The organism is Curtobacterium sp. L6-1, from assembly GCF_018885305.1.
Classification (GTDB): Bacteria; Actinomycetota; Actinomycetes; order Actinomycetales; family Microbacteriaceae; genus Curtobacterium; species Curtobacterium aetherium.
Window position 1 is genome coordinate 1,523,362 of the sequence record NZ_CP076544.1, and the last position, 26,411, is coordinate 1,549,772.

Sequence of the window (26,411 nt, forward strand, 5' to 3'; positions counted from 1 at the left end):
GTCTGGAATCGTCGTCGACCGCGAGTGGTTGCGTGGACACATGCGATCGATCGTCTACTCCCAGCCCGGCACCTCCTCCGTCCTCTCGCTCGCCGACCGTCCGGTCCCCGAGCCCGGCGCCGGCGAGGTCCGCGTCCGTGTCGTCGTCTCCGGCGTGAACCCCACCGACTGGAAGGCCCGCCAGGGCGGCACCTACGGAGGCGGCTTGCCGTTCCCCGAGATCACGCCGAACCAGGACGGCGCCGGCATCGTCGACGCGCTCGGCGACGGCGTCGAGGGCCTGTCCGTCGGCGACCACGTCTGGCTCTTCATGGCCGCCGCGTCCCGCCCGACCGGCACCGCACAGGAGTTCACCGTCGTGCCCGCCACCCGCGTCGTCCCGCTGCCCGAGGGCGTCTCGTTCGACGTCGGCGCCTCGCTCGGTGTCCCCGCGATGACCGCGCACCGTGCGCTCACCGTGCACGAGGACGGCCCGGCCCGCCTCTCCCCCGGTGCCCTGTCCGGTCGGACCGTCCTGGTCGCGGGAGGTGCTGGGGCCGTCGGGCACGCCGCCATCCAGCTCGCCCGCTGGGCCGGCGCGACCGTCATCGCGACGATCAGCTCCGAGGACAAGGCCGCCCTCGCCACCGCTGCAGGAGCGCACCACACCGTGAACTACCGCGAGGACGGTGCGGCCGACCGCATCCGCTCGGTCGCCCCGGACGGCGTGGACATCGTCGTCGAGGTGTCGATCCCCGCGAACGCCGACCTCGACGCGGCCGTCCTGGCGAACCACGGCGTCGTGTCGATGTACGCGGACAACGGCGGCGACGCAGCCTCGATCCCGGTCCGGCCGAACATGGGCATCAACGCGCGCTACCAGTTCCTGCTGCTCTACACGATCGGGGACGCCGCCCTCGCGGCTGCCGCCGAGGACATCACCGCCGCGCTCCGCGACGGCGTCCTGCCGGTCGGCGAGGAGGCCGGCCTGGCGCTCCTGCGCTTCCCGCTCGAGGAGACCGCGGCGGCGCACGACGCCGTGCAGGGCGACGCCGTCGGCAAGGTGCTCATCGACGTGCAGTCGGCAGAGTAGGGCGCGCGACCGGTACCGGGTCGGACGGGAGGCGCGGGGCGGGCCCGCACCGCGCCCCCCGTCCGACCCGTGGGCGGCTCCGGCACCGCGTTCCCTGTACGCCCTCGTGGCGGCGACGCGCGGCGGGGCAGGACGCACTCATGGTCGGACCAGGTATGCAGGACACATGACCGACGTCGAAACGACCACCCCCACGCCCGGAACCAGAGCCGTCGTCCTCGGAGGGGGTGGGGTCGCCGGCATCGCCTGGGAGCTCGGCGTCCTCGCGACGCTCGAGGACGCGGGCGTCGACCTCGGCACCGCGGACCTCGTCGTCGGGACGAGCGCCGGCAGTGTCGTCGGCACGTTCCTCCGCGCCGGAGCCGTCCGCGGCGCCTTCGAGCAGCAGCTGAGCCCGCTCCCGACCACCTACGAGGAGCCGGTCGCGGTGGACGCCGGCGCGATCGAGCAGGGCTTCACCACCGCGGTGCAGGGCGCGACCTCGGAGCAGGACGCCCGCGCACGCCTCGGAGCCGCCGCGCAGCAGGTCACCGCGGGGCAGAGCGACGACGACCGCGTCGCGACCTTCCGGCAGACCCTGCCCAGCCCGGAGTGGCCGGACCGTGCCTACGCGGTGACGGTCGTCGACGCCGTGGACGGATCGTTCCGGGTGATCCGCGCGGAGGACGGCGTGCCGCTCGAACGTGCGGTGGCGGCGAGCTGCTCGGTGCCGTTCGTCTGGTCGCCGGTGCGGATCGACGGGCACCCGTACGTCGACGGTGGTGCGCGCTCGGCGACGAACGCCGACGTCGCGGCCGGCTTCGAGCGTGTACTCGTCATCGCCTGCAGCCCGGAAGGCCCGTCGCCGCTCGGGCCGTGGCTCGACCGTGCCGTGGCGGACCTGCGAGCCGCCGGCTCGCAGGTGGAGGTCATCGTGGCGGACGAGGCCTCGCGCCAGGCGTTCGGCGCGGACTCGCTCGCGCTGTCCTCGCAGCGACCGTCCGCCGAGGCCGGTCGCACGCAGGCGCAGCGGGAGGCCGAGCGGATCAGCGCGTTCTGGGCCTGAGCGGCCCCGGCGCCGGCGCCGGCCCGAGCCGCTCAGGCAGCGGCCCGGCTGCCGACCCGGTCACCGGCACGGCCGCCGGCCCGGCCGTCGTCGTGGTACGGAGGCGCGACGGCGTCAGACGAACGCGGCCTGTCCGGTCACGGCGCGCCCGACGATGAGCGTGTTGACCTCGCGCGTGCCCTCGTACGAGTAGATCGCCTCGGCATCGGCGAAGAAGCGTGCGACGCCCTTGTCGAGGACGATGCCGTTCCCGCCCTGCACCTCTCGGCACCAGCCGACGGTCTCCCGCATCTTCGCCGTGGCGAACGCCTTGGCCATCGCCGAGTGCTCGTCGCCGCCGAGCCCCTGGTCCTGCAGCGCCGACGCCTGGGTGCAGAGCGCGATCGACGCCGTGATGTTCGCCAGGGACTTCACGAGCAGGTCCTGGATGAGCTGGTGCGACGCGATCGGCTTGCCGAACTGCACTCGCTCGCGGGCGTAGCGGAGGGCCGCCTCGTACGCACCGACCGAGATGCCGACGGCCTGCCACGCGACCTCGGTGCGGGTGAGGCGGAGGACCTCGGCCGTCGCGCGGAACGAGTCGGCACGCTGCAGGCGACGGGACTCGGGCACGCGGACGTCCTCGAGCGTGATGTCGGCGTTCTGCACCGACCGGAGGGCGATCTTGTCCTCGATCTTCGTCGCGGTGAACCCCGGGGTGTCCGCGGTGACGAGGAAGCCCTTCACCTGGCCGTCGGCCTCGTCCTTCGCCCAGATGACGACGACGTCAGCGAAGGTCGCGTTGCCGATCCACCGCTTCGAGCCGTTCAGGACCCAGGTGTCGCCCTCGCGCCGGGCGGTGGTGCGGAGCCCGCGGGCGGAGTCGCTGCCGGAGAGCGGCTCGGTGAGACCGAATGCGCCGACGACCTCTCCCGAGGCCATGCGCGGCAGCCACTCGCGCTGCTGCTCGTCGCTGCCCGCGACCGCGATCGAGTTCATCGCCAGTCCGGACTGCACGCCGATGAACGTCGCGACGCTGGCGTCGACGCGGCCGAGCTCGAGGGCCGCCCAACCGCGGTAGACCGCCGAGTTCTCGAACTGACGGACCAGTGGCACGCCGGGCCCGTACATGCCGAGCTCGGCGAGCGGAGCGATGACCTGCTTCGGGAACTCGGCGCGGGCCCAGTACTCGTCCGCGATCGGCGCGACGTCGCGCTCGAGGTACTCACGGAGCTTGCCGAGGGAGGCGCGTTCCTGGTCGGTCAGCTGCTCCTGGAACCGGTAGAAGTCGGATTCCAGCAGGGGCGTCTGCGCAGCCGTCATTGACATGGCCCCAACAATGCATCATTCTCGGAAACGTTGCAAGACGGGATCGACGACTCGGGGGGAACCGTGAGCAAACAGCCACTCGGCGCCCTCGGGTCGGCGCTCGTCCCGAGCGCGCTCGCCACCCGCTTGGAGGCCCACCCCGACGCCCAGCGCGCGTTCCGGTCCGCGCGTCACGCCTTCATCGACGGGGGCCGCGTCGACATGCAGGCGCTCGCGTCCTCGCTCGGCGTCGACCGGACTTCACTGTTCCGCTGGGTCGGCAACCGCGACCAGCTGCTCTCGGAGATCCTCTGGTCGCTGGCCGTCCCGACGCTCGACGCCGCCGGCCGAGCAGCGGCACCGTCGGGAGCGGCACGCATCGTCGACGTCCTCGACCACTTCACCGCGGACCTGATCCGGGCGCCGTACTTCCGCGCGTTCCTGACCCGCGAGCCGGCCCGGGCACTGCGACTCCTGACGACGACCGACAGCGACGTGCAGCGCCGGTTCGTCGCCGTGGTCTCGACCCTGGTCGCCACCGAGCAGGAGTCGGGCGCCTTCGACCCGGCGCCACTCTCCCCCGACGAACTCGGTCGACTGCTCGTCCGCGTCTCGGAGTCGTTCACCTACGCGGACCTGATCTCGGGCGACACCCCCAACCCCGAGCGGGCACGTACGACGTTCGAGTACATCCTGCGCCCTGTGCGGTGACCGCCGCGGGTGGTCAGCTGCGGGCGGCCGCCAGTTCCAGGTTGATGTCGTCCGGGTCCTGCACGGACAGGATCACCATGCCGGCGTCTCCGAGGTCGGTCACCTCGCCGTGCTCGACACCGGCGGCGTCGAGCCGCGCGGCCGCCTCGTGCAGCTCGTCGACCGATCCGACCATGAAGCTCACGTGGTCGAGACCGACCGTGTCCGGGTCGAACCGCTGGCCGCTGGGAGCGACGGGGCGGAGGCCGAAGAGCTGGTCCCCGACGGGGAAGATGCAACCGCCGTAGAGCCGCTCACGGTCCTCGGTGATCCCGGGCTCACCGGCGTGCTCGCTGAAGTCCATCGCGGGATCGACGCCGAACAGCTGCTGGTAGAACGCCTTGCTGCGGGCGATGTCGGTCACGGTCACGCGGACGTGCGCCAGTGCGATGGGGCGGGCGATGGGGTCGGTCATGTGGGGCTCCTCGGGTGTCACCGGCAGGGTGGCCGGGTCGTCGTCGCTGTGCGTCGTGGATCCGAGGCAACGCCGGACACCTGACCGTGCGCACCGACCGTGCGGCGAGCGGACAGCTCAGGCCGACCGGTCAGCGCAGCGGGGGCTCAGCGCACCAGCTGGCCACCCGCTGGCCGGACATCACCCGACGCCGCAGAACGGACACGGCACCGCGTGGAAGCGCGGGGCCGTGTCCGTCCGGTGGTGTCGTACTGGCGAGCAGCCGTCAGATGAGGGCGTCCGACAGGTGGTTCGGCGTCCCGAAGCGGTGCGCCGTGATGGACACCGCCTGCTCCCGGAGGAACGGCAGCATCTCGATGCGCCCGGCCTCGGTCACCGGCTCCGCGTACACGGCGACGTCGGGCCGCCCGTCCGTCCCAACTGCGAGCGCGGCAGCGTCCCCGGCGATGAGTCGGACGCGCGTGGACGGGCCGGCAGCGATCCGGGCGGCGAACGTCTCGTCCGACTCGGTCTGCCGCACGGACTCGACGAGCGAGAGGCCTCGGAGCGCGGTGGCCACCGCTTCCGGGAGCGCGACGGCCGTGGAGACCTGGACGGAGGTGCCTGCACGGAGCGCCGCGGCGACGACCCGCACGAGGTCCTCGGTCGTGCCCTCGGCAGCCAAGCGGACCTGCACCCCAGGGAACGGCAGGTAGCGGAAGACGTTGCGCTCGGCGGAGAGTGCGGACACATCGGCCGCGGTCCCGAACTCCGTGGTCCACGCGAGCTCGTCGGACGCGACCGCACGGTCGACCGACTCGGACGCGACACCGGTCGCCCGGACGAAGGCCGACACGTCCGACGACGGCGTCGAGCCAGCGCGGGCGACGGCGGGCTCCCACGAGCCGAGGCCGACCAGGTAGTTCACGCCGCCGGCCTTGGTGCCCGCGCCGACTGCGGACTTCTTCCACCCGCCGAACGGCTGGCGGCGGACGATGGCGCCCGTGATGCTGCGGTTCACGTAGAGGTTGCCCGCCTGGATGCGACGGAGCCACGTCCCGATCTCACCCGGGTCGAGCGAGTGCAGGCCGGAGGTGAGGCCGTAGTCGACCTCGTTGACGATGTCGATCGCCTCGTCGAGGGTCTCCGCCACCATCACGCCGAGGATCGGGCCGAAGTACTCCGTGCGGTGGTACTCCGAGCCGCGCCGGACGCCCTGCCGGACACCGGGGCTCCAGAGCTTCCCGGTCTCGTCGAGCCGCTTCGGCTCGACCGCCCAGGACTCCCCCGCACCGAGCGTCGTCAGGCCGTCGAGCAGCTTGCCCGACGCCGGTTCGATGATCGGTCCCATCTGGGTCGTCGGGTCGGTCGGGTAGCCGACGGTCAGCGAGGACACCGCGTCGAGGAGCTGGTTGCGGAAGCGCTTGGACTTCGCGACCGAGCCGACCATGACGACGAGCGACGCGGCCGAGCACTTCTGCCCCGCGTGGCCGAAGGCCGAGGCGACGACGTCCTTCACGGCGAGGTCGAGGTCCGCCGACGGGGTCACGATGACGGCGTTCTTGCCGGACGTCTCGGCGAGCAGCGGCAGGTCCGGCCGGAAGGACCGGAACAGCTCGGCCGTCTCGTACGCGCCGGTCAGGATCACCCGGTCGACGAGCGGCGACGCGATGAGGTCCTTGCCGAGCTCGGACTCCTCGACGTCGAGGAACGCCATGACGTCCGCCGGCGCACCGTGCGCGTCGAGGGCAGTCTCGATGACCGACGCCAGGACGGCACCACTGCGGGCGGCCGGCGGCGCGGGCTTCAGCACGACCGCGGACCCGGCGGCGAGGGCGGCCAGGGTCGAGCCGGCGGGGATCGCCACGGGGAAGTTCCACGGCGGCGTGACGAGCGTCAGCGCAGCCGGGGTGAACGACGCACCGTCGACCGTGTCGAGCGACGCGGCCAGTTCCGCGTAGAAGTGCGCGAAGTCGATGGCCTCGGACACCTCGGGGTCGGCCTGGTCGATCGTCTTGCCGGTCTCCGACGCCATGACCTCGATGAGGGCGGCGCGGTTCGCCTCGAGGGCATCGCCGACGGCGTGCAGGACGGCACCGCGTGCTGCACCCGACCAGGAGCCCCAGGCCGTGCCGGCGGCACGGACGCGCCGCAGGGCGGACTCGAGGGTCGTGCCGGAGGTGATGCGCGCCTGCTGGACGGCGGAGACGCCGAGCGTCGAGGTGGCGATCCGCTCGGTGATGGCGGCACCCCACTCGCGGACGGCGCCGACGGACGGGTCGCTGTCGGGGGTGTTCTCGAAGTGGCCGGGCACCGGGCGCTCGACGGCGGCGTAACGGTCGGCGATGCGGTGGGACGCCGGGGCGTCCAGTCCGCCGGGCAGTGCGAGCGGGGCGAGGGAGTCGCGGAAGCGGGCTTCCTCGCGGGCGAAGAGCGTCGGCGACGAGGCGAGGGAGAACACCGCGGACATGAAGTTGTCCTGCGACGCACCTTCTTCGAGGCGACGGATGAGGTAGGCGATGGCGACGTCGAACTCGCCCGGGTGCACGACCGGCGTGTACAGGAGCAGCGAGCCGACGGTCTTCTTCACCGCGGCGGCCTGGCCCTGCGCCATGCCGAGGAGCATCTCGAACTCGATGCCGTCCCGGACACCGCGCTCCCCGGCGAGGAGCCAGGCGTGCGCCACGTCGAACAGGTTGTGCCCGGCGACGCCGACCCGGACGTTCGCGATGCGCTCGGGCGTCAGTGCCCAGTCGAGCACGCGCTTGTAGTTCGTGTCCGAGTCCTGCTTGGTGTGCCAGGTCGCGAGCGGCCACCCGTGCACGGAGGCCTCGACCTGCTCCATCGGCAGGTTCGCGCCCTTGACCAGGCGGACCTTGATGTCGGCGCCCCCGCGGGCACGACGAGCGGCGGACCACTCCTGCAGGTGCTCCATGGCGGCGAGCGCGTCCGGCAGGTACGCCTGCAGGACGATCCCCGCTTCGAGGTCGGTGAACTGCGGCTCGTCGAGGAGCTTCGTGAAGACCGCGATCGTCAGGTCGAGGTCCTTGTACTCCTCCATGTCGAGGTTGATGAACTTCTTCGGCGTCGACGCTGCCGCTCGCTCGAACAGCGGACGGAGCTGCTCGACGATGTCGTCGACCGCGTGGTCGAACGCCCACGGCGAGTGCGGGTGCACGGTCGACGAGACCTTGATCGACACGTAGTCGACGTCCGCACGGCTGAGCAGCGCGTGCGTCCCGGCGAGGCGGCGCGCGGCTTCGCGCTCCCCGAGCACGGCTTCGCCGAGCAGGTTCACGTTGAGCCGGACGCCGTCCTGCTTGATCTTCGCGATCGCCGGACCGAGCTTCGCGTCGGTGGCGTCGACGATGAGGTGCCCGACCATGTTCCGCAGCACGCGTCGGGCGATCGGGACGACGACGCCCGGGAGGCCTGGTGCCATCCCGCCACCGAGGCGCACCAGCCCACGCAGCGCGGCCGGCAGGAAGCCGGGGGCGTCGGGTGCGATCGCGCGCAGCTTGCGGGCGGCGACGCCGAGGTCCTCGGGCCGGACGACGCCGTCGACGAACCCGACGGCGAAGGCCAGGCCCTTCGGGTCGGCGAGGACGCCGGCGAGCTGCTTCGCGGACCCGTCGACCGGGTACGTCTCGGCCTCGGCGAGCCACTGTCGGACGAGCGCGACGCTCTGGTCTGCGAGGGCGTCGGCGGTGGGGGCGGCGGGGCTCGTGGCCGTGCCGTCGGGCGCAGGGGTGCCGTCCGCGTCGGTGCGGGGCTGCAGGTCGGTCATGCGATCAGTGTGGAGCCACGGAAGCGGTAGCGAAAGCGACCGTTGCTGACGGATACTGTTCAGTTCCACTACCGTTTCGTCATGGCCAACACCCTCGACGTCCGGCGCCTCGTCCTGCTGCGCGAACTGTCCGTGCGCGGGACGGTCGCTGCGGTGGCGGAAGCGCTCAACTTCACGCCATCGGCGGTGTCCCAGCAGCTCGCCGCCCTCGAGCGCGAGGCCGGCGTCCCGCTGCTCCGGAAGGCCGGTCGACGCCTGCAGCTCACCCCGCAGGCGGACGTCCTGGTCGCCGCTGCGGGCGAGGTCCTGGACACCCTCGAACGTGCGCAGTCCGCGCTCGAGACGACGCTCACCACGGTGCAGGGACGGGTGCGGGTCGCGGTGTTCCAGTCGGCCGCCCTGGCCCTCATGCCGACGGCGCTCCGCACGATGGCGATCGAGCACCCCGACGTACGCGTGGAGATGGTGCAGCGCGAACCGGAGACCGCGCTGCACGAGACCTGGGCGCGGGACTTCGACATGGTGATCGCCGAGCAGTACCCCGCCCACGCGGCCCCGCGGTTCCCGGGACTCGAGCGCCACGACCTGACGACGGACGCCGTCCGACTCGCCCTCCCGCCGTGGGACACCGTCCTCGTGCACGTCACCGACCTGGCCGAGGCCGCAGCCCTCCCCTGGGTGATGGAGCCACGGGGCACGGCGTCCCGGCACTTCGCCGAGCAGGTGTGCCGTCGTGCCGGGTTCGAGCCGGACGTCCGCTACGAGACGGCGGACCTGCAGTCGCAGATCCGCCTGATCGAGTCGGGGAACGCGGTCGCCCTGATGCCCGACCTCGTCTGGACGGGCCGCGAGACCACGTGCCGGTTGGTCGACCTCCCGGACGCACCACGGCGCACGATCTTCACCGCGCAACGGACCGCGAGCTCCGACTCGCCGGCCGTCGTGACCGTCCGCACCGCGCTCGAGCGGGCAGCGTCGGCCTCCGCCTGACGACGGCGCCGTTGCGGGAAGCCGCACGATCCCGCGCCTCCCACCCCCAGCTCGGGGCACTCCAGCCGTTGCGCGCACGTTTACACCTCTTCCGCCCAATACGCTCCGATCACCCGAGGACTTTCGGCCAACTCTTGTGTTCCGGCACCCGACCGGACTCGAACTGGGGGAAGACCCGTGCACCGCAGCACCTCCTTCGTCCGACGCGCCTGCGCCGTCGGCACCGCCACCGCTCTCATCGGCCTGACGACCGGCCTCGGCGTCATGACCGCGACCACGGCCTCCGCCGCCGAGCTGCCGACCGCAGGCTCGACGGCCGTCGCAGCCGCGGTCCCGGGTGCCGAGGCGACCACGCCGGCAGCCGCGCCGACGACGCCGGCCGAGCCGAGCCTCCCGTCCGGTGACGCAGCGGCACCGACGGCCCCGGACAGCACGACCGGCGGTGGCGCCGGGACCGGCGCCGCACCGACGGCCCCGGTCACGGCGACGCCGACCAGCCCGGCCACGACTGCCCCGTCCGCTCCCGCAGCGAGCACGCCGGCAGCCGCGCCGTCCGCCGAGGCGGCACCGACCGCCGCCGCGACCGCGACGGTCAGGATCAGCGGGAAGGCAAAGGTCGGCGAGACCCTCCGGGCGAACCCCAAGGGCTTCACCGCTCCGGCAGCGCTGTCCTACGAGTGGTCCGTCGACGGCGTCGGCACCGGCGACCAGGGCTCGACTTACGACGTCGACGCCGACGACGCCGGCGGGGTCGTGACGGTGACCGTGCGCAACACCGCTGCCGGGCACACCGACGAGGAGGCGACCGCGACGACCGCGGACGTCACGCAGACCCCCGTGTTCGTCGACGCGGACGGCAAGCCCGTCGAGGGCGGCACCGCCGCCGACGAGGACAGCCTGCCCCTCGAGGCGACCGCGGGCGAGGCGTTCTCGTACACCTTCCGTGCCCAGGGCTTCCCCGCGCCGACGCTCGCACTGTCCTGGTACTACGACGGCGAGGAAGCGGACCCGGACCACCCCGAAAACACCCCCGAGGGTCAGCTCCCCGAGGGCATCGAGTTCGACGCCGCGACCGGGGTGCTGTCCGGCACGACCGAGTGGGCATCTTCCTACGACTTCGCCGTGACGGCGACGAGCGGCACCGAGTCCGTCACGGAGTACGTCGAGCTGACGGTCGACGCCGGCGCGGCGGCGGGCGTCCAGGTCGTCGCGGCGGACCGCGCGGACTACGAGGACCTCTTCAGCGGCGTGAGCTTCGGCTTCGTGGCCGACGAGTCCTCGGAAGAGACGACCGACGACGGCACCGTCCGCACCTGGATCATCGACGAACAGGGCGACATCACCACCGTCGACCTCCACTGGACCACCGGCCCCGAGGGCAGCGACGTCGAGCCCGAGTCCATCCCCGGCGGCAAGCCGACCGTCGACCAGGGTGGCACCCTCTTCGTGAACGGCGGGGTCGTCGACCGGTTCGGCAACCTCGTCACCGACGACGCCGGGGAGCCCACCCCGATCTCGGTGACCTCGGACGTCACCTCGGACATCATCGAGGTCGACAACGAGCTCTGGGGCTACAACGCCGTGGACGTGACGTTCCCGCACGCGTCGACGCACACCCTGACGGTGGCCTCGGACGTGCTCTCGACGTCCTTCCCGGTCGAGGTCGTCCCGACCGCCACGGCCCCGGTCGTGACGCCCCCGGCCTCGGTCCCCCCGGTCGTCACCCCGCCGACCGCCGCTGCGCCCATCGGCTCCGTCCCGGTCCGCACCGCGTCGCACGGCCGTCTCGCCTACACCGGCACCGACAGCACGGACGCCCTGCCCTGGGCGCTCGCGATGCTCGCCGCCGGCGCGGCCCTGGTGGGTCTGCGCATCGTCCGTCGGCGCGCCCAGCGCTGACCCGGACGGGAGGCGCCTCCCGCGGCCCCGTCGACTCCTCCACAGGTCGACGGGGCCGTTCCGTCATCCACAGGTCCGGCCGTCGCGTGCCCGCCTGGGGCGCGCGCGTCTAGCGTTGCTCCCATGCCGAGCCTGCTGCACATCGACTCCTCCGCCGACCTCTCCCACTCCCGCTCCCGAGCGCTCACCGGTGCCTTCGCCGACGCGTGGCGGGCGCGCGGCCCCGAGTACACGGTCGTCCGGCGCGACCTCCACGTCGACCCGCTGCCGCACCTCGAGACCTCCGCGTTGCACTGGGCCGCCGGTGACCGCACACCGGACGAGTCGGTGGCCGTCGCCGCCGAGCAGTTGCGGCAGCAGGTCATCGACGAACTCCTGGCCGCCGACGTCGTCGTGATCGGGTCACCGCTGTACAACTACACGGTGCCGTCCACCCTCAAGGCGTGGCTCGACCGCGTGCACGTTCCGGGCGTCCTGGTCCCCGGTCCCGACGGAACGCCGCAGCCCCTCGCCGGACGCCCGGTCGTGACCGTGGTCAGTCGCGGCGGCACCTACGACGTGGGGACGCCGACGGAGCACTGGGACCACGCCTCCCCGGTGCTGGACATCGTCCTCGGGACGGCGCTCGGCATGAAGGTGCACCCGGTCGTGGTGAGCGCCACACTGTCCGACCGCCTGCCGGGCCTGGCACCGCTGGCCGACCGTGCTGCCGCCGAGCTCGCCGATGCGACGGTCACGGTCGAGCGGCTGGCGGCCACGCTCGGCTGAGACCGAGCACGACCAGGCGACGAGCTCAGGCCGGGCGGATCTCCCCGGCGCGGCCGAGCAGGTCGGCGTGCAGCGCGGTCTGGCTGAGCGCACTCGCGAGCAGGTACCCGGTCATCGACTCGATCCCGCCGCTGAACGGCACGCGGGACGCGACCTCGAACAGCGTCGGTCGGTCGAGGGCGTTCAGGGCGGCGGCGACGTGCCGGGTCCGTTCCTCGCGGTGGGCCGTCACGGCCCGTGCCCGCGACACCACGTCGCGGAAGCGGTACTCGTGGCCCGGGCAGACCTCCAGCTCGGCGAACGCGTCGAGCGCCGCCAGCGACCCGAGCGAGTCCCGCAGCGGATTCGTCGCCGTCCGCCCTCCGAGTCCGACGCCCGAGTTGATGCGCGGGAGCACGTGGTCCCCGGTGAAGAGCAACCCGTCGGGCTCGTCCACGAAGCAGACGTGCCCGGCGGTGTGTCCGGGCGTCCACAGCGTCCGGATCGTGCACCCCGGGATCGGCAGGAGCGTGCCGTCCTCGAGCACCAGGTCGGCGAAGGGCGGCTCCGCGGCACCCAGGCCGATCCGCCGACCGCTACCCCACGCGGCCAGCACCCCGTCGAGCAGCCCGGCCGGGATGCCCCAGGTGCGGATGTCGCGATCGTTCTGCTCGGCGTCCGCCCGTTCGTCGTCGAGCGCACGGACCTCCGCCGCGTGCATCGCGACCGGGGCACCGGAACGACGACGGAGCTCCGCCGCGGCCCCGAGGTGGTCGGCGTGCAGGTGGGTGACCGCGACGAGGGTGACGTCCTCCAGCCGGCGACCGATCACGCGGAAGCCCGCGGTCAGGGCACCGAGCGAGCCGTCCTCGTCCCACCCCGGGTCGATGACCGCGAGCGCTCCGCCACTGCCCGCGACGACGTACGCGAGCGTCGCGTCCGGGACACCGCCCCGGAACGGGACGGCGACGGTCCAGATGCCGGGCCGCACCTCCTCGACGGGTGGCAGCACGCCGGCGGCGAGCGCCTCGGCCTGCACGTGGCTGACGGGCGACGGGATCGACACGCGACCACCCTAACCAGCCGCGGCCGGGCGCCGGACGGTGGCCGCGCCTCCGGGCCGACCCCGTCACCGGCGCGTAGACAGGCCGCATGGAGACCATCGCGCCCATGCTGGCCAAGGCCGTCGCGACCGTACCCGATCCGGACAGCGTCGCCGGCGGACTGCGGTACGAACCGAAGTGGGACGGCTTCCGCGGCATCGTGACGATCGACGGGGACGACGTCGAGATCGGCAGCCGCGGGTCGAAGCCGCTGACCCGGTACTTCCCGGAACTGGTCGAGGCGTTCCGGGCGCAGTTCGGCGGGCGGGAGCACCCGGTCGTCCTCGACGGCGAGGTCGTCGTCCGGTCGGGCGTCCCCGGGAACGAGCGGCTCGACTGGGAGGCGCTGTCGCAGCGCATCCACCCGGCCGCCTCACGGATCGCGAAGCTGTCGGCCGAGACGCCCGCGCAGTTCGTGGCGTTCGACCTGTTGCACGTCGACGGCCAGGACCTCACCGGCCGTCCGTTCGACGACCGACGGGCCGCGCTCGAGGAGCTGGGCTCCGGCCTCACCGCTCCCCTGTTCGTCACGCGGACGACGCTCGACGTCGAGACCGCGCGTCGCTGGCTGACGACGTTCGAGGGAGCCGGACTCGACGGCGTGGTGGCGAAGCCGCGCCGTCGGCCGTACGAGCCGAACAAGCGGACGATGCTCAAGGTGAAGCACCACCGCGAGGCCGACGTCGTCGCCGTCGGGTACCGCGTCCACAAGAGCGGGACGGGCGTCGGGTCCCTGCTGCTCGGGCTCTACGACGACAGCGGCGAACTGCGGATGGTCGGCGGCGTCAGCGCCTTCACCGACAAGCGCCGTCGGGAGCTGGTGGACGAGCTCGAGCCGTTGGTCGAACGCGATGCGGACGGGAGGCCCGTCACCGGTGACGGGGAACGGTCGCGGTTCTCGTCCGGTCGCGACACGTCGTTCGTCCGGCTCGCGCCGGAGCGGGTGCTCGAGGTGCGGTACGACCAGATGGAGGGCGACCGCTTCCGGCACACGGTGCAGTTCGCCCGCTGGCGGACCGATCGGGATGCCCGGTCGTGCGGCTTCGACCAGCTCGAGGTGCCCGCGGCGTACGACCTGCAGAGCGTCCTGTCCTGACGCCCCAGATCGGGTGGGAGCGATGTCCACTACGCGCTCATCGGCGATCAGTAGTTAGCCGAACTAGCCATCTTGTGGAAGCATCTGAGGTGTCAGGACGACGGCGGATCCATCGCCGTGGGACCAGGGATCGGAGTGGACATGAGCAACGACATCCTCGTTCGCCGAGCGCAGCGCAGCCCCCTCAGCGAGCTCCGCGAAGCACGCCACCAGCGTGCGCTGCAGACCAGCGCGATCATCAGCGGCATCGCCGGTGTCACCGTCGCCGCGCTCGCCTTCGTCACGGTCGGCCTGGGCGCATGATCGTCCTCGACGGCGTCACGCAGGGCAACCGCGGCACCTGGTCGCGCCTGACCCGCCTGCACACCGCGACGGTGGGGCTGCCGATGCAGACCTCCCGCGTTGAGGACGACGACCTCCGTCGCGAGGACGCCTCCACCCTCGTCTGAGCCACCCGTCAGCGGCGATCGCACTCCGATCCGCCCGGACACACCGGCGGTCGTGCTCGCACGGCCGCCGGTGCCGTTCCTGCTGGACGACCGGGTCAGGGGTGGTCGAGCGGGTCAGCGGTGGCCGACCGGATCAGCGCTTCTTCGCGCGGGAGGGCTGCACGCGCGGGGGTTCCCCCGGCATCTTCGGGAAGTCCGGCGGGAACGGCAGCTCGCCCAGTCCCTGCTCGAGGTCGCGACGCCACCACTCGAGCAACGGGTCGATGCTCCCCGGTCCGGTGGACATGGTCTCCCACGGATCGCCCCCGGTCGCCAGTCGCTCCGGGACCGTGCGGATCGTGAACGTCGTCGGGTCGGCGGCGTCGAGCTCCTCCCAGCGCAGCGGCGTGGACACGGCGGCGTTCGGCAGGGCACGCGGGCTGTAGGCGCCGGCCATGGTCCGGTCCCGGTTCGCCTGGTTGAAGTCGACGAAGATGCGCTGCCCGCGCTCCTCCTTCCACCAGGCGGTCGTGACCTGCTCGGGAATCCGGCGCTCGAGCTCCCGCGCAGCCGCGATCACCGCGTGCCGCACGTCGAGGAACTCGTGGGCCGGCTCGATCGGGGCGAACACGTGCAGGCCGCGGTTGCCGCTCGTCTTGACCCACGCCTCCAGGCCGACCTCGGCCAGGACCGCGCGGAGTTCGTGCGCGGCCGGGACTGCGTCGTGGAAGTCGGTGCCGGGCTGCGGGTCGAGGTCGATGCGGAGCTGGTCGGGGTGGTCGCTGTCCCCGGCGCGGGACGCCCACGGGTGGAACACGACCGTGTTCATCTGCGCCGCCCAGACGGCGACAGCGGGTTCGTCGACCACGAGCTGGGGGTGGCTCCGGGCGCTCGGGTACGTGACGGTCACGGCACGGACGTAGTCGGGCGCGCCCTTCGGCGGGTTCTTCGAGAAGAACTGCTCGCCGTCGACACCGTCGGGGAACCGCTGCAACGAGATCGGCCGGTCCCCGTTCGCCCGGACGAAGGGCTCCCCCACGTCGACCAGGTACTGCGCCAGGTCGAGCTTGGTGATCCCGAGGTCCGGCCAGAGCACGCGGGACGGGCTGGAGATCCGTACCTCCCGGTCGCCGTCGGGGCCGGGCACGGTGAGCGTCGTCGCCGGAGTCGCCATGCGCCGGAACCTACTCCCCGCCGGACCGGAGCGGGTGCGGGTGCAGACCCGGGCGCGGGTGCAGGCCCGGGGGCGGGTGTCGGTGCAGGCGCGGGCGCGGGCGCGGGCGCGGGCGCGGGCGCGGGCAGAGCGTGGGTGCGGGTCCCGGTGCAGGGGCGCCGGGCCGGCTGCGTCGCGGGCATCATGGCTGCATGAGCGCGTACCTCGGGGTGGACCTGGCGTGGGGCCTCGGCACCGAACGTCGCGCGCCGAACGAGACCGGGCTCGCCGCGCTCGACACCGACGGACGGGTCCTCGACGCCGGGTGGGCCCGCGGGGTCGACGACGTCACGACGTGGATCGCCGAGCACCTCGGTCCGCGCACGCTCATCGCCGTCGACGCGTCCCTCGTCGTCACCAACCCGACGGGCATCCGCGAGGCCGAGCGGCAGGTCGGCCAGCGCTACGGCCGGTGGAAGGTGGCGGCGAACCCGACGAACGCCGCCTCGGCAGCGAGCGCGGGCACCCAGCTGCTCGGGCGGCTGTCGGCACTCGGTGTGACCTACGTCAGCGACACCGCGAGCATGCGCGACCGCACCGGCCCGGCCGTCTTCGAGTGCTACCCGTACACGACGCTCGTCGGGGTCGAGGAGTTCGGCTACGACGACGAACGTCCCCGCTACAAGCGACTCGACACGAGCGTCCCGCCCGCGGTGGCCCGACAGCGGCGGGCCGTGGCCTTCGACGACCTCGTGCAGCGCATCCGCACCACGCCGCTCGACCCGCCCCTCGGCCTCGACGGCCACCCAGCGACCCGGGAGCTCGCGACGCCGTCGGTGCTCCACGGGCCGACCCACAAGCACCGCGAGGACCTGCTCGACGGCGTCCTGTGCGCCTGGACCGCTGCGTTCTGGGAGCGGCACGGCGACGGACGGGTGCAGGTGCTGGGGAGCGACCCGGGCTTCCCGTCCGACGCGCCGGACGCGGCCGGGCGCCGACCGGTCGTCGTCGCACCCGCGAGGCCGTCGCAACGCCCGGCTCGGTAGGCTGGCTCGGTGGACACGACGACCGAACCGTTGCGCATCGGGCTGGTCTCGCTGCACACCTCCCCCGGCGACGAGCCGGGCTCCGGCGAGGTCGGCGGCATGAACGTCGTCGTCCGGCACCAGGCGGAAGCGCTCGCCGACCGCGGGCACCAGGTGGACATCATCACGCGCCGCTCGTCGCCGACGCAGCCGGACTCGGTCGCGCTCGTCCCCGGCGTCTGCCTGCGGTTCCTGTCCGCCGGGCCGGCCGCACCGGTGCCGAAGGGTGAACACGACGCCTTCATCGAGCCGTTCCAGCACGGACTCGCGGCGCTCGGGCCGTTCGACGTCCTGCACGCCCACCACTGGTTCTCCGGCGTCGCCGCCCTCCCCGTCGCACGCGAGCGCGGCATCCCGCTCGTGCAGTCGTTCCACTCGATCGCCGCCGACGCCGCCACGCCCCTGTCCGAGGGCGAGCGTCCCGAGTCGGCAGGGCGCATGGCCGGTGAGCAGCTCCTCGCCCGACAGGCGGACGCCGTGGTGGTCGTCAGCGAGGCCGAGGCCGAGACCGTCCGCACCCGGCTCGGCGGCGAACCGGCCCGACTCTGGATCGTGCTGCCCGGCGTGGACGGGTCCGTCTTCCGTCCTGCCGGCGCCGGCGCACGCCGGGCCGCCGCCCCCTACGTCGTCGCGGCGGCACGCGTCCAGCCGCTCAAGGGCCTCGACCTGGCGATCGAGGCGCTCGCGGGCATCGACCAGGAGGCCCGCCCCACCCTCGTCATCGCCGGCGACGCCTCGAGCGAGGCAGGCGACCACCTCGCCGAACTGCGTCGGCTCGCCGAGTCGCTGGGCATCGCCGACCGGGTCACCTTCATCGGCCCGCAGTCCCGCGCCGACCTGGCCTTCCTGTTCCGCGGGGCGGCCGCGGTGCTCGTCCCGTCGCACTCCGAGACCTACGGCCTGGTCGCGCTCGAGGGCTCCGCATCCGGGGTGCCCGTCGTCGCCGCCGCCGCCGGAGGGCTGCGCGAAGCGGTCGTCGACGGCGAGACCGGGGTGGTGCTCGAGTCCCGCGACCCGGCCGTCTGGGCGGCGGAGATCCAGCGCATCCTGACCGAGCCCGCGTACGCGGCTGCGCTGTCCTCGGCGGGGCGCGAGCACGCGGAACGGCTCAGCTGGGAGCGCTCGGCCGCCGGACTCGAGCGCGTGTACCTGCGGGTCCTCGGGCGCTGAGGACGACCGTGACCCTCGACCTGACCGCGTTCTGGGCGGCGCTCGACGCGGTCCCGGCAGCAGCGGACGCTGAGCGGCTGTACGACGTCGCGCCGACCGAGCGCGACGGCCCGACCGAGCGGGACGGCCCGACCGAGCGGGACGGGGCGACCGAGCGCGACGGGGCGGCCGATCGCGGTGAGCTCGCCGCCGGGGCGCTGCGGCGGACGAACCTGGACCGCTACCTGCAGCGCTTCGCCCCGGCGGCGGACACGATCCTCGTTGCCGAGGCCCCCGGCTGGCGCGGCATGAGCAACACCGGCGTCCCGTTCACCAGCATGCGCGAACTGCAGGACCCCGACGGGCTGTTCGCCGACCTGCCGTTCGCCGTGCCCGAGGCCCCGACCGCGCCGTGGGAGGCCTCGTCCCGCGTCGTGCACGCTGCCCTGCGCGGGTGGAAGGGTCCACTCCCCGTGCTGTGGGCGGTGTTCCCGCACCACCCCTTCGCCGCCCCGGACCCGCTGACGAACCGGACCCCACGTCCGGCCGAGGTCCGCGCCGGCGCCCCCGTCGCCCTCGCGCTGGCCGACGCGGTCGGCGCACGGCGGTTCGTCGCGGTGGGCCGGAAGGCGCAGGGAGCGTTGGCCGCCGCCGGCATCGACGCGATCGCCGTGCGGCACCCCGCCCAGGGAGGCGCGGCACAGTTCACCGCGCAACTCGCCGCCCTGGGCTGACCGGGGGCAGGCCGAGCTGGCCGGTGCGCCCGCACATCCCGCGGGGCCCGCGATGCGCGACCGGCGACCCGCGACCGGCGTCCCGCGATTGGCGGCGCCCGGCTCGGGCCCGTGCGGCTCTAGGCCGAGCGGACCTCGACGCCCTTCGCGGTCAACGCCTCGGAGACGTGCGCCGGCAGCGGTGCGGCCGCGTAGACGATGCGGAGCGACGGCAGGTCCACGACGTCGTCCCAGTTCTGCGGGTCGTAGCGGTCGTCGGAGCCGTCCCAGCCGGGGTGCAGGTCCTGCAGGATCTCGAGGTCGGAGTCGACCGTGAGCTCGGTCACGAGGTCGAGGTGCGACGGCAGCAGGTCGAGCTCGTCGTAGTACTCCCGCGCCCGGTCGTCCTGTCCCTCGACGTCCTCGTCCGCGACGACCTCGTCCTCGTCGTCATCGGCGTCGTAGGGCTCCAGCACGTCCAGGTCGTAGCAGAGCGTGTCGAGCACGAGCAGCTTCGCGTTGAAGTCCGCGAACTCGATCGGTTCCTCGGTGGTCGTCGACGCCTCGTCCATGCAGGGAGCGTACCGAGCGGCTGCCCGACGTGCCCGCGTGGGCGGATTTCCCTGTGGGACTGGACAGGAAGCGCTCGGCGGGAAGAGGGTGGGGCATGGCAACCACGACGAAGACCGACCACGAACCGGGGCAGCAGACCGAGCTCCGCCGTGTCCTCGGTCCGAAACTCCTGCTGCTGTTCATCGTCGGCGACATCCTCGGGACCGGTGTCTACGCCCTGACCGGGCAGGTGGCCGCCGAGGTCGGCGGTGCCGCGTGGCTGCCGTTCCTCATCGCCTTCTCGGTGGCGCTCCTGACGGCGTTCTCGTACCTCGAACTCGTGACGAAGTACCCGCAGACCGCCGGGGCGGCGCTCTACGTGCACAAGGCGTTCGGGGTCCACTTCGTCACGTTCATCGTCACCTTCATCGTGATGTGCTCGGGGATCACGTCGGCGTCGACGGCGTCCCGGGCGTTCGCCGCCAACCTCGGCGTCGGGTTCGGGCTCGAGCTGCCCAACACCGTCGTGATGCTCATCGCGATGGGCTTCATGCTCGCCGTCATGGCGGTCAACTTCCGTGGCGTCAGCGAGAGCGTGAAGACCAACGTGGTGCTCACCCTCGTCGAGCTGTCGGGCCTGGTGCTCGTGATCCTGGTCGGTTTCACCGCCATCGCCGGCGGCAACGCGGACTTCTCGCGCGTGGTGATGTTCGAGACCCCGGAGGACAAGAGCCTGCTCCTCAGCATCTCGACGGCGACCTCGCTGGCGTTCTTCGCCATGGTCGGGTTCGAGGACTCGGTGAACATGGCCGAGGAGACGAAAGACCCGTCGCGGATCTTCCCCCGCGTCATGCTCACCGGCCTCGGGATCACCGCCGTCATCTACGTGCTGGTGTCGATCTGTGCGGTCGCCGTCGTGCCGATCGGTCAGCTCGCCGGCAACGAGACCCCGCTCGTCACCGTGGTGCAGACCGCGGCCCCGGACTTCCCGATCGGCGCGGTCCTGCCGTTCATCTCGATGTTCGCCGTCGCCAACACCGCGCTCATCAACATGATGATGGCGTCGCGACTGCTCTACGGGATGAGCAAGCAGGGTGTCCTGCCCCGCTTCCTCGGCCGTGTCTCCCCCACCCGCCGCACCCCGTCGACCGCGATCGTCTTCACGACGCTCATCTCCCTCGCCCTGATCGGCTGGGTGTCGCTCGACCCGGAGTCGCCGATCGTGGTGATCCTGGGCGGGACGACCTCGCTCCTGCTGCTCGCGGTGTTCGCCGTCGTGAACACCTCGGTGCTCGTGCTGCGACGGGACAAGGTCGGACACCGGCACTTCCGGGCGGGCATCGTCATCCCGCTCATCGGTGTCGTCGCGTGCCTCTGGCTCGTGCTGCCGTTCTCGTCCGGGCGGGCCGGCGAGCAGTACCAGATCGCCGGGGCGCTGCTCGTGCTCGGTGTCGTGCTGTGGGCCGTCACGTGGTTCACGCACGGCAGGAAGGTCGCCGACAAGGCACCCACTGGGGTCGTCACCGAGCCGACCGCGGTGCAGCGCGACGCCCGGTCGGACCGAGACGACTGACGAACGACCACCGGGGCGGCCCGTCGGGGCCGTCAGCTCCGGCGGACGGGCATCCCGAGCGGACCGGGCGTCCGGTCGACCGCCCGGACGGCGAGGGAGCGCAGCCAGTCCAGCCGCTTGCCCGGCCATCCGTGCACCAGGACCGTCCACTGCTCCGGCAGCGCGGACGCCCCGGCGAGCGCGCCGGCCAACCCGCCGGTGATGGCCGCGACCGTGTCGGTGTCCCCGCCGCCGCGGACCGCACGCTCGAGGGTGTCGACGAGCCCGTCCCCGGTGCTGATCGCCGAGACCGCGGCCTGCAGTGCGGCCACGACCCAGCCGTTGCGTTCGGTGTGGTCGGCCGGCGCGGAGTGCTCCGCCTCGGCGATCCGGTCGAGCCACAGGGTGCGGCGCTCCCGCGGCAGCAGCGGCACACCACGGCGGACGTCGAGCTTCCCGCGGCGCACGGCGTGCCGGATCGCGACGGTCCAGAGCACGCAGGCGTCACCGGCGTCGTCCTCGTGGTGGGTGAGGTCGCTCACCCGTCGGGCTGCCACGGCGAGCGGTCGCTTCCCGCCGTCGCCGAGGAACCCGAGTGCGAGCGGGGCCGTCCGCATCAGCGAGCCGTTGCCCGCCGACCGTCCCTGCTGCTCGTGCACGGCGAGGGCGGCGGCCCTGGCGGCGTCCTCGGTGTTGGCCGTCAGGCGTCCGAGGACGGCCCGGGTCTGCGCGCCGACGTCGGGGGCGTCCTGCGCCCAGTCCGACCAGGCCGCGAGCAGCCGGCCGTGCGTGCGGGTCTCGTTCCACCGGGCGCCGTTCGCGACGGCTTCGAGGACGGGGATCGCCATGCTCGTGTCGTCGGTCCACTCGCCCGGCTCCCAGCCGAACGGTCCCCCGCCGCGCATCTCGACCGGCTGCTCGGCAACCAGTGGCGGTCCGAACTCGTACGGAGCGCCGAGTGCGTCCCCGCACGCTCCGGCCAGCACGGCGCCGAGCGCCCGGTCCTGCATCGCTGTGTCCATGGTTCCCTCCGCGCTCCACGGTAGTGCCGCGAACCGGGGGTACGGCGGTACGCCCCGTGTCCAGCGGGAGCGCTTAGCCTCGTGGAGGTGGGCACTCCCCTGCCCCGTTCCGCTCCCGACCGAGGACCTCCCCCCATGCGCCGTGCCGGCATCGCAGTCGCGTCCGTCTTCGGCGTGGGCGTCGTCGCCGCGGTGATCGGCGTGATCGTGCTCGTGGTCGTCGCGGTGAACTCGCTGACCGGCATCGTGTCGTCCTCGGCGACGCCGAAGGCCCTGACCTGCCCGGCCGCCTCGGCGAAGACGGTCGGGGGCGTCGTCGTGCCGGCGGGCCCGGTCGGCGGCTTCTGCCAGGACCGTCTCGTGAACGCCGCCGAGGTCATCCGCGCCGCCCGTGCCCTGGGCATCGGCCCGCACACGCAGGCAGTCGGTGTCATGACGGCGATCGGTGAGTCGGGCCTGGTGAACCTGGACCACGGGGACGCCGTCGGGCCGGACAGCCGCGGGTTGTTCCAGCAGCGCGACAACGGTGCGTGGGGCACGTACGAGCAGCGGATGGACCCGTACACAGCGGCGTCGATGTTCTACGCCAAGCTCGTCAAGGTGCCCGGGTGGAAGAGCATGACGCCGACCCAGATGGCACACGCGGTGCAGGTGAACGCCGACCCCGACCACTACGCGAAGTACTGGCCGACGGCGAAGCGGGTCGTCGAGGGCCTGACCGGCCAGACCGTGCCGGACACGGCACCGCAGGGCTGACGCACCCCGGTACGACCCGGCGCACGCCGTCACGCCGCGACCACCGCACCCGCTGCCGGCCCGTCGTCGTCGAGCTCGATCATCGACGCCCCGTCCTCGTGCACGATCACCTGCGCCCGCAGCCGGACGCCGTGCTCGTCGAGGGTGCACGCCATCGCGTCGACCCACTCCCAGTCCACCGGGAACAGCCCGCTCGCCCCGGGCCGCTCCCACGCGAGCACGACCTCGGCGGCCCCGACCTGGGCGACGACGTCCTCGATGAGCGCCCCGAAGTCGGACACCCGGTCGTCGGGCTCGTACGGCAGGTCCGCGACGGGCATGACGAGGTGCACGGGGACGCCCCGCTCGCTGAGGAAGAGCACCCAGCACTGTCGGCGCACGGGCGCTTCGAGCAGGGCGACGACGAGGTCCACCACGTCGTCGTCGGTACGGACTGCGGTTCGCTCGAGTCGGTCGAGCACGTCGGTGTCTGGCATGCCTCCAGCGTCACCGAGCCCGGCCAGCCGTCGCACGACCACCGACCGGACTGTGGACAACGCCGGTCCGCGCCGGCGCCTGTGCAGGAACGCCCGCTCAGAGCCCGATCGTGACGGTCCCGCCGACGACCAGGCGTGCCACCAGGAACACCACGACCAGGACCACGAGGCCCACCAGCGCCACCGGCCAGGCCGTCCGACGACGCACCGACCGGAGCACGCACAGGACGACCGTGACGACGAACACGACCGCCACGAGGACCGGCCCGAGCGTCACGACCGTGCTCCCCAGTCCCTCGTCGCAGCGGTTGCCGGGCGCACCGCACGAGCGGAAGGCGAGGCCGAGCAGTGCGATCCCCCACCCCGCCGTCGTCGCGGCGAGCGCCCCGACCAGCAGCAGGACGATCGTGGCGACCACGTCGGCGACGCGACGGCCGCCGTGCAGGCCACCCCGGGCCTCCCGGCCGTGCCCTGCCGGGGTCGCCACCGGCGACCCGTCCGACGCGTCGACGACGACGTCGCGGCGGCGGGCACGGGAGGAGGAACGCATGGACACCATCGTGCCCCGTCTCGGCGGGCCCGGTTGCCGCTACGGTCGGGACATGGCCCGTGCGCGTGACCACGAACCCCCTGCTGCCCCCGCCACCGCAGCCGTGCTGCTCTGCGGGTTCGCGTTCCTGCAGGGGCTGATCCTGCCGGCCGAGGCCGTCGGCCGCCACCTCGCCATCGGCTTCCTGTTCGGCGGGCTCGGTCTCCTGTCGGCGTGGCGCACGTTCCGGATCGCCAGGCGCCGCCGGCCGGCACGCCGGTGGGCGTGGTTCGCCGCCGGACTCGGCATGCTCGGCGTCGGGATGCTCGCCTACCAGGGGCTCGTCATCCTGACGGGCGGCGCGCTGCCGCCGCCGTTCTGGTGGCCGTACGCCGAACGCTGATCCGTGGGCCCCGGCCGGGACGGGTCCGGACGGGAGGCCCGCCCCACGTCCGGACGAGCGGGTGCCGTTCCGCCGTGACGGGTGCAGGATGGTCGGCATGGCAACGACGCCGCGCACCTCCACCCTGTTCCGCCGGAAGCCGATCGACACGATCGACGACGGCTCCGGGGGCGAGGGCGGTCTGAAACGGCACCTCGGGCTCTGGCAGCTGACCGCGATCGGCATCGGCGGGATCATCGGCGCGGGGATCTTCACCCTCGCCGGCACGGTCGCGAACGGCGTCGCCGGACCGGCCGTCCTCATCTCGTTCCTCGTCGCCGGGGTCGCGAGCGCCGCCGCCGCGCTGTCGTACGCGGAGTTCGCGGGCCTCATCCCGAAGGCCGGCAGCGCCTACACGTACGGGTACGCCGTGCTCGGCGAGATCGTCGGCTGGTTCATCGGCTGGGACCTGCTGCTCGAGTACACGGCGATCGTCGCGGTGGTCGCCATCGGGATCTCCGGCTACGTCGGGTTCCTGGTCGGTCAGTTCGGCATCGACCTGCCCGCCTGGATGCTCGGCGCCCCCGGCACCGGCGACGGGCACGTCGTCGACGTCTTCGCCATCGCGCTCTGCCTGCTCACCGCGTTCGTGCTCACCCGGGGCATCCGGAGCGCCGCCCGGTTCGAGTTCGTCGCGGTCGGCATCAAGGTCGCGCTCGTCGTGCTCATCGTCGTGCTCGGGGTGTTCCACATCGACAGCGCGAACTACTCGCCGTACTTCCCGTTCGGCTTCGGCGGGGTGATGACCGGTGCCGCGACGGTGTTCTTCGCCGTGTTCGGCTACGACGCCATGTCGACGGCCGCCGAGGAGTCGACCGACGCCCGGAAGCACATGCCGAAGGCGATCCTGCTGTCCCTCGGCATCTCGATGGTGCTCTACGTGCTCGCGACGCTCGTGCTCACCGGGATGCAGGATTACAAGGACATCGACCCGGCGTCCGGCTTCTCGTCCGCGTTCGCGTCGGTCGGGTTCGGCGGCGTCGCGAACGTCATCGCGATCGGAGCCATCGTCGGCATCGTCACGGTCCTGGTCACGTTCATGCTCGGCGCCTCGCGCGTCTGGTTCTCGATGAGCCGCGACGGCCTCATGCCGAAGTGGTTCGCGAAGACCGACCCGAAGCGCCACGTGCCGACCCGGGTCACCTGGATCCTCGGCATCGCGTCGGCCGTGCTGGCCGGGGTGCTGCCGATCGGGGTCGTCGCCGAGCTGACGAACATCGGCATCCTGCTCGCGTTCGTGGTCGTCTGCACCGCGGTGATCGTGCTCCGCTACCGGCAGCCCGACCTGGACCGCCAGTTCCGGCTGCCGTTCATGCCGGTCGTCCCGGCGATCGGGGTGCTCGCCTCGCTGTGGCTGGTGTCGTTCCTGCAGTGGGAGACGTGGGTGCGGTTCGCGATCTGGTTCGCGATCGGGCTGGGCGTGTACTTCGGCTACTCGCGGAAGCACAGCAAGCTGGCCGAGCCGACCGCGCGCTGAGGGATCGCTGGAGACGACGTCGCCTGGACGGCAGCGACCCGACCGTCCACGAGAGACGGCCGGGCCGCTGGTGCCCCAGTGCGGGCCGATCCGGACGGGTCAGTACACCTTGCGGATGTAGCTGATGCAGATGTCCACCTCGACGGTCAGGAGCGAGTCCTGCTTCTGGAACCGCCGCAACAGGCTGACGTGGCTCGGGCTCGAGATCGTCGCGCGGCCGGCCGGCCCGACGATGAAGATGTTGTCGGTCTCTGCGGCTTCGATGATCTTGAACAAGTCGTCTTCTCCTGTGTTTGTCTGGTCTGAGTCGCCAGGTGTGTACGAGCCGTCGTACTCGAAGTGCCACGGCTCCTTCTTCTTGAATCCATCGCCCTTGGGCTGCCAACCGAACTTCGGACCGTTGGCGTTCATCCAGGTCTTGGCCGACGTACCGTAGCTGTCGACGCCTCCGCTGAAGTCGACCGCGAGCCCGAGACCGTGGACGGATGTGCCTGGCAGCGCCGCTTCGTTGAAGCCGGGCTCCCCGGCGATGTACCCGTCGTACAGGTACTGCTGACGTGCGCGGCTCCGGTACGCCTCCGCCATCGTCAAAGGCGTCCCGAGGGCCTTCTTGAAGGCCGTGTTCATCGCCCGGTAGGAAGCGGCAGCACCGGCGACCAGGTACTGATCACCGAGACCGAGTGTCGAGACCGCGACGAGCACCAGTTGCGACGTCGGGATCTCTCCGTTCGGGTAGGCAGCAGCGGCCCGCATCGCGGACGACCTCGATCCCGCACCGGGTCCGGTCTCGGGGTACGAGGGCCCCAGTGGTCCGGTGGGTACAGCGGCGTTCGCCTTGGTCGTCCCACTCACCGTCGAAGCTCCGAGCGTCGCGGCTGCGGCTGCCGCGAGCAGCAACACGGACCGT

General features: G+C 72.6%; 26 protein-coding genes. 16 read left to right on the forward strand and 10 right to left on the reverse strand.

What is annotated here, in order from left to right; genetic code table 11:
• Window positions 1–40: 40 nt before the first annotated feature.
• Complete coding sequence (locus tag KM842_RS06990) at window positions 41–1,072, forward strand: NADPH:quinone reductase (protein WP_216261732.1); 1,032 nt, start codon at window positions 41–43, stop codon at window positions 1,070–1,072.
• Between the two features lie 166 nt (window positions 1,073–1,238).
• Window positions 1,239–2,117, forward strand: a complete 879-nt coding sequence (locus tag KM842_RS06995; protein ID WP_216261733.1) for a patatin-like phospholipase family protein — start codon at window positions 1,239–1,241, stop codon at window positions 2,115–2,117.
• Window positions 2,118–2,231: 114 nt separating this feature from the next.
• Here the strand turns inward: KM842_RS06995 and KM842_RS07000 are convergent, their stop codons facing one another.
• Window positions 2,232–3,419 carry an acyl-CoA dehydrogenase family protein gene (locus KM842_RS07000; RefSeq protein WP_216262186.1) on the reverse strand — a complete coding sequence of 396 codons (1,188 nt, stop codon included), beginning with the start codon at window positions 3,417–3,419 and terminating at the stop codon, window positions 2,232–2,234.
• Between the two features lie 69 nt (window positions 3,420–3,488).
• On the opposite strand from KM842_RS07000, the gene KM842_RS07005 reads away from it, so the two are divergent.
• Window positions 3,489–4,115: a QsdR family transcriptional regulator gene (locus tag KM842_RS07005; RefSeq protein ID WP_216261734.1), complete on the forward strand. Its 627-nt coding sequence runs from the start codon at window positions 3,489–3,491 to the stop codon at window positions 4,113–4,115.
• A gap of 13 nt (window positions 4,116–4,128) precedes the next feature.
• Here KM842_RS07005 and KM842_RS07010 read toward each other — a convergent pair whose 3' ends face one another.
• On the reverse strand, window positions 4,129–4,569 hold the full coding sequence (locus tag KM842_RS07010; protein ID WP_216261735.1) for a VOC family protein: 441 nt from the start codon (window positions 4,567–4,569) through the stop codon (window positions 4,129–4,131).
• Between the two features lie 265 nt (window positions 4,570–4,834).
• Window positions 4,835–8,335, reverse strand: a complete 3,501-nt coding sequence (locus KM842_RS07015) for a bifunctional proline dehydrogenase/L-glutamate gamma-semialdehyde dehydrogenase (protein ID WP_216261736.1) — start codon at window positions 8,333–8,335, stop codon at window positions 4,835–4,837.
• 81 nt (window positions 8,336–8,416) lie between these two features.
• Between KM842_RS07015 and KM842_RS07020 the strand changes: the two genes are divergently transcribed.
• The 3 genes from KM842_RS07020 (at window position 8,417) to KM842_RS07030 (ending at window position 11,992) form a co-directional block, all read left to right on the forward strand.
• A complete protein-coding gene (locus KM842_RS07020) occupies window positions 8,417–9,325 on the forward strand; it encodes a LysR family transcriptional regulator (RefSeq protein ID WP_216261737.1) in 909 nt (302 codons plus the stop codon).
• Window positions 9,326–9,502: 177 nt separating this feature from the next.
• Window positions 9,503–11,224 carry a putative Ig domain-containing protein gene (locus KM842_RS07025; protein WP_216261738.1) on the forward strand — a complete coding sequence of 574 codons (1,722 nt, stop codon included), beginning with the start codon at window positions 9,503–9,505 and terminating at the stop codon, window positions 11,222–11,224.
• Window positions 11,225–11,347: 123 nt separating this feature from the next.
• On the forward strand, window positions 11,348–11,992 hold the full coding sequence (locus KM842_RS07030) for an FMN-dependent NADH-azoreductase (protein ID WP_216261739.1): 645 nt from the start codon (window positions 11,348–11,350) through the stop codon (window positions 11,990–11,992).
• A gap of 25 nt (window positions 11,993–12,017) precedes the next feature.
• On the opposite strand, the gene KM842_RS07035 is transcribed toward KM842_RS07030, so the two are convergent.
• Entirely contained in the window at window positions 12,018–13,037 is a 1,020-nt protein-coding gene (locus KM842_RS07035; RefSeq protein WP_216261740.1) for an MBL fold metallo-hydrolase, read from the reverse strand.
• An 86-nt stretch (window positions 13,038–13,123) separates the two neighbouring features.
• Between KM842_RS07035 and KM842_RS07040 the strand changes: the two genes are divergently transcribed.
• The 3 genes from KM842_RS07040 to KM842_RS07050 all read left to right on the forward strand — a co-directional run bounded on the left by KM842_RS07040 (window position 13,124) and on the right by KM842_RS07050 (window position 14,619).
• The gene (locus tag KM842_RS07040) at window positions 13,124–14,170 is read left to right on the forward strand and encodes an ATP-dependent DNA ligase (RefSeq protein ID WP_216261741.1); all 1,047 of its coding nucleotides are present in this window, start codon (window positions 13,124–13,126) and stop codon (window positions 14,168–14,170) included.
• Between the two features lie 141 nt (window positions 14,171–14,311).
• Entirely contained in the window at window positions 14,312–14,473 is a 162-nt protein-coding gene (locus KM842_RS07045; protein ID WP_216261742.1) for a hypothetical protein, read from the forward strand.
• Complete coding sequence (locus KM842_RS07050) at window positions 14,470–14,619, forward strand: hypothetical protein (RefSeq protein WP_216261743.1); 150 nt, start codon at window positions 14,470–14,472, stop codon at window positions 14,617–14,619. Before KM842_RS07045 ends, KM842_RS07050 begins: the two co-directional genes overlap by 4 nt.
• Window positions 14,620–14,752: 133 nt before the next feature.
• On the opposite strand, the gene ligD is transcribed toward KM842_RS07050, so the two are convergent.
• A complete protein-coding gene (gene ligD, locus KM842_RS07055) occupies window positions 14,753–15,772 on the reverse strand; it encodes a non-homologous end-joining DNA ligase (RefSeq protein ID WP_216261744.1) in 1,020 nt (339 codons plus the stop codon).
• Between the two features lie 191 nt (window positions 15,773–15,963).
• Here ligD and KM842_RS07060 point away from each other — a divergent pair, with 191 nt between their 5' ends.
• From KM842_RS07060 to KM842_RS07070, 3 genes are read left to right on the forward strand one after another with little or no spacing between them, the layout of a single operon-like run.
• Complete coding sequence (locus KM842_RS07060; RefSeq protein WP_216261745.1) at window positions 15,964–16,797, forward strand: DUF429 domain-containing protein; 834 nt, start codon at window positions 15,964–15,966, stop codon at window positions 16,795–16,797.
• Window positions 16,798–16,806: 9 nt separating this feature from the next.
• Window positions 16,807–18,006 carry a glycosyltransferase gene (locus KM842_RS07065; protein ID WP_216261746.1) on the forward strand — a complete coding sequence of 400 codons (1,200 nt, stop codon included), beginning with the start codon at window positions 16,807–16,809 and terminating at the stop codon, window positions 18,004–18,006.
• Window positions 18,007–18,014: 8 nt separating this feature from the next.
• Window positions 18,015–18,719, forward strand: a complete 705-nt coding sequence (locus tag KM842_RS07070) for a uracil-DNA glycosylase (RefSeq protein WP_253206292.1) — start codon at window positions 18,015–18,017, stop codon at window positions 18,717–18,719.
• Window positions 18,720–18,838: 119 nt separating this feature from the next.
• Here the strand turns inward: KM842_RS07070 and KM842_RS07075 are convergent, their stop codons facing one another.
• On the reverse strand, window positions 18,839–19,270 hold the full coding sequence (locus tag KM842_RS07075; protein WP_216261747.1) for a DUF6892 domain-containing protein: 432 nt from the start codon (window positions 19,268–19,270) through the stop codon (window positions 18,839–18,841).
• 95 nt (window positions 19,271–19,365) lie between these two features.
• On the opposite strand from KM842_RS07075, the gene KM842_RS07080 reads away from it, so the two are divergent.
• Window positions 19,366–20,823: an APC family permease gene (locus KM842_RS07080; RefSeq protein ID WP_216261748.1), complete on the forward strand. Its 1,458-nt coding sequence runs from the start codon at window positions 19,366–19,368 to the stop codon at window positions 20,821–20,823.
• Between the two features lie 32 nt (window positions 20,824–20,855).
• Here KM842_RS07080 and KM842_RS07085 read toward each other — a convergent pair whose 3' ends face one another.
• On the reverse strand, window positions 20,856–21,824 hold the full coding sequence (locus KM842_RS07085) for an ADP-ribosylglycohydrolase family protein (RefSeq protein WP_216261749.1): 969 nt from the start codon (window positions 21,822–21,824) through the stop codon (window positions 20,856–20,858).
• A 135-nt stretch (window positions 21,825–21,959) separates the two neighbouring features.
• On the opposite strand from KM842_RS07085, the gene KM842_RS07090 reads away from it, so the two are divergent.
• On the forward strand, window positions 21,960–22,580 hold the full coding sequence (locus KM842_RS07090; protein ID WP_216261750.1) for a hypothetical protein: 621 nt from the start codon (window positions 21,960–21,962) through the stop codon (window positions 22,578–22,580).
• 29 nt (window positions 22,581–22,609) lie between these two features.
• On the opposite strand, the gene KM842_RS07095 is transcribed toward KM842_RS07090, so the two are convergent.
• Together KM842_RS07095 and KM842_RS07100 are read right to left on the reverse strand one after the other, a co-directional pair.
• A complete protein-coding gene (locus tag KM842_RS07095) occupies window positions 22,610–23,056 on the reverse strand; it encodes a hypothetical protein (protein WP_216261751.1) in 447 nt (148 codons plus the stop codon).
• Between the two features lie 97 nt (window positions 23,057–23,153).
• Window positions 23,154–23,606 carry a DUF6264 family protein gene (locus KM842_RS07100; protein ID WP_216261752.1) on the reverse strand — a complete coding sequence of 151 codons (453 nt, stop codon included), beginning with the start codon at window positions 23,604–23,606 and terminating at the stop codon, window positions 23,154–23,156.
• On the opposite strand from KM842_RS07100, the gene KM842_RS07105 reads away from it, so the two are divergent.
• Window positions 23,605–23,988 (forward strand): hypothetical protein, encoded by a 384-nt coding sequence (locus KM842_RS07105; RefSeq protein ID WP_216261753.1) that lies wholly within the window; start codon window positions 23,605–23,607, stop codon window positions 23,986–23,988. The genes KM842_RS07100 and KM842_RS07105 overlap by 2 nt on opposite strands.
• 97 nt (window positions 23,989–24,085) lie before the next feature.
• Complete coding sequence (locus KM842_RS07110) at window positions 24,086–25,504, forward strand: amino acid permease (protein WP_216261754.1); 1,419 nt, start codon at window positions 24,086–24,088, stop codon at window positions 25,502–25,504.
• A 99-nt stretch (window positions 25,505–25,603) separates the two neighbouring features.
• Here KM842_RS07110 and KM842_RS07115 read toward each other — a convergent pair whose 3' ends face one another.
• Window positions 25,604–26,257 carry a M15 family metallopeptidase gene (locus tag KM842_RS07115; RefSeq protein WP_253206293.1) on the reverse strand — a complete coding sequence of 218 codons (654 nt, stop codon included), beginning with the start codon at window positions 26,255–26,257 and terminating at the stop codon, window positions 25,604–25,606.
• Window positions 26,258–26,411: the final 154 nt, after the last annotated feature.